Source organism: Burkholderia sp. MSMB1078WGS (assembly GCF_001528895.1).
Taxonomy (GTDB): Bacteria; Pseudomonadota; Gammaproteobacteria; order Burkholderiales; family Burkholderiaceae; genus Burkholderia.
This window is the reverse complement of sequence record NZ_LPDI01000059.1, coordinates 1-2,265: the sequence shown is the minus strand read 5'-3', so window position 1 is coordinate 2,265 and position 2,265 is coordinate 1. Positions and strand designations below refer to the sequence as shown.

At 55.8% G+C, this 2,265-nt stretch carries 1 protein-coding gene and 2 pseudogenes; all 3 read right to left on the bottom strand.

Features of this window, described 5'->3' with window-relative positions:
• A pseudogene (locus WT24_RS32865) lies at window positions 1-377 on the bottom strand (IS5/IS1182 family transposase); the annotation flags it as partial.
• Between the two features lie 152 nt (window positions 378-529).
• The gene (locus WT24_RS32860) at window positions 530-1,399 is read right to left on the bottom strand and encodes a mechanosensitive ion channel family protein (RefSeq protein WP_082742187.1); all 870 of its coding nucleotides are present in this window, start codon (window positions 1,397-1,399) and stop codon (window positions 530-532) included.
• Window positions 1,400-1,993: 594 nt separating this feature from the next.
• A pseudogene (locus tag WT24_RS15475) lies at window positions 1,994-2,110 on the bottom strand (transposase); the annotation flags it as partial.
• Window positions 2,111-2,265: the final 155 nt, after the last annotated feature.

The following is a 2,265-nucleotide window of genomic DNA, read 5'->3' as shown; positions in this document are numbered from 1 at the left end:
TTGACATTTGCGCTGGTCAGGACCGCCGCGGGCGGCGTGCCGTTGGCATCGGTGGCGATGTGGTGCTTGGAACCAGGTCGCGCGCTATCCGTAGGGCTTGGCCCAGTTTTAGGCCCGCCCCAACGGCGCGGATCGATGATGAACCGATCCCGGCTCCCGATAAGTCTTTGGTCTGCTGCTCGCAGCTTCGCGAGCAGCAATTCGTGCAAGCGATTCCATACGCCCATGGCCTGCCCATTGCGTAGTCGTCGCCAACAAGTCACGCCCGAGCCGCAGCCCATCTCGGTGGGCAGGTCGCGCCAGCGCTGTCCCGTCTTGCGTGGCTAGTAACGGTTCGATCAATGTCCACAGTCGTCGTCGATGATCGGCTTGCCGATCTCCTCGGCATCGGTCGTTCCGATGCCTGAGGTTAACGGCTCGCCACGAAAGTTAACAGCACCCACGGCCCCTTTTTTGAAACCATCTCTAAGGCTAAGGACGGCGTGATCATCGCGGACGCCGGGTCGCGTGACGCGTAACACTTCTCTGCTTATGCACCCCCCGTGTTCTTTTCGATTACATTGTTCCCATTGCTTCGCACAATGTGTAGTTCGCGCGTACGAACAGGAAGTGAACAGCCTGCTTCAGCAAGCGCGTTACATACTTGACGAGCCAACCGCCACCTGACTGTCCAGTATGTGTCGGTGCGCGTCCATACGCGCACATTTACGATAGTTGTACTATCGTCAAACCGCAATACCATTACATTCGGTGCGGGATCTTGCAAGGTATCTGGATCTTTCGATGCGAGCGCGTGCAGGGCGTTAAGCGCACTGTCCACATCGTCGCGTACCGAGACTTCAACTTCGAGATCCACACGACGTGTTGGATTGCGCGTGTAGTTGCGGATCGCACTTCCCCAAAGTGAACTGTTCGGAACGAATTCACAGATTCCGTCCGGTTTGGTCAGGCGGGTCATGAACAAACCAATCTCATTCACAGTGCCTGCCACGCCGGTACTGCCCTCTATGTTGTCACCCACCTTGAATGGCCCCAACAAAAGAAGCATGATGCCGGCCGCGATGTTTTGCATTGTGCCCTGCAACGCAAGCCCGATCGCCAGACCAGCCGCGCCGAGTACTGCAACAACGCTCGTCGTCTCAATACCGATTTGAGATAGTGCACAGACGATCGCAACGATGCGAATACCCCAAACTGCAACATCCCGGAGAATGGGGCGCAGTGTATTGTTAACGCGTCCCTTGCTGGCAAGGAGGCGGCTCAACCAAGTGCCGATCTTCTTCGATAGCCACCAACCGGCCGTCGCTATAAACAGGCTGGAACATAGTCTGAGCGAGAAAATCGACAATGCGCTCCAAAGAAACGTCCAGCGGTCGGGATGGAGATGGTCGAAAATCATATATTGATTCGTCAATCCAATTGTGTTTTCGGGTGAGCTATGTTGCCACGCGATCTGCGGATCGTAAAATGGATTGTGATGTCTGTGGTGACGACATAACTCCAATAAGCGACGGTCTTTGCGTCGACGGTAGATCAGTAGTTTTTATGAATAGTCAGGAAGCGTGCCCGCGTCGGGGTAACGATTTGTGAACGTCTCGTGGCCTCACCACCGTCCGAACCGCCTCTGTTGTTCAACGAATGTCGCAAACTTGCCCACCGCACTGCCAGACCGGATATCTTCTTCCCAACCGTCGGGCGAGGCCCGATCGTCCCCAGTCCGGCATGTTCACTAATTTGGACGGCGCAGCAATTCCACCAGTGCCCGGCGTAATTTTTTCGGGCACCAACGATGCGTTGACGAATTGACGAATGGCACTCGGGTCGATTCGGCGAGCGGGGAACCTGATTTTTATGACGGCCCCTGAGGTCATCCAGTTGTTGAGGCCTGCACGCGCGGAAATCCAGTTGGGCGCTCTGCCCTGACGCCGGATATGTACGCAATCGACTTCCGTGTCCGTCAACTTCCGTTTGCTGTCGGGAGCAGTCCATATATATAGAACGTCGCATCCGATATGCCGTGTTTGCGGCACAGGTCTGCGACCTTCATGCCTGCGTCGGCTTCCTTCAGCACCCTGATAATCTGCTCTTCGCTGAACCGCGACTTCTTCATGACATGGGTTCTCCTGCGGCCTTGCCACTGAACCGCTTGGATTTCTTGGACAGTGCCGAGCGTTAGTGTTCGGTCTTTTGAACCGCTTGGATTTCTTGGACAGTGCCGAGCGTTAGTGTTCGGTCTTTCATGAGCCTTCGGCCGTAGGCCGAAGG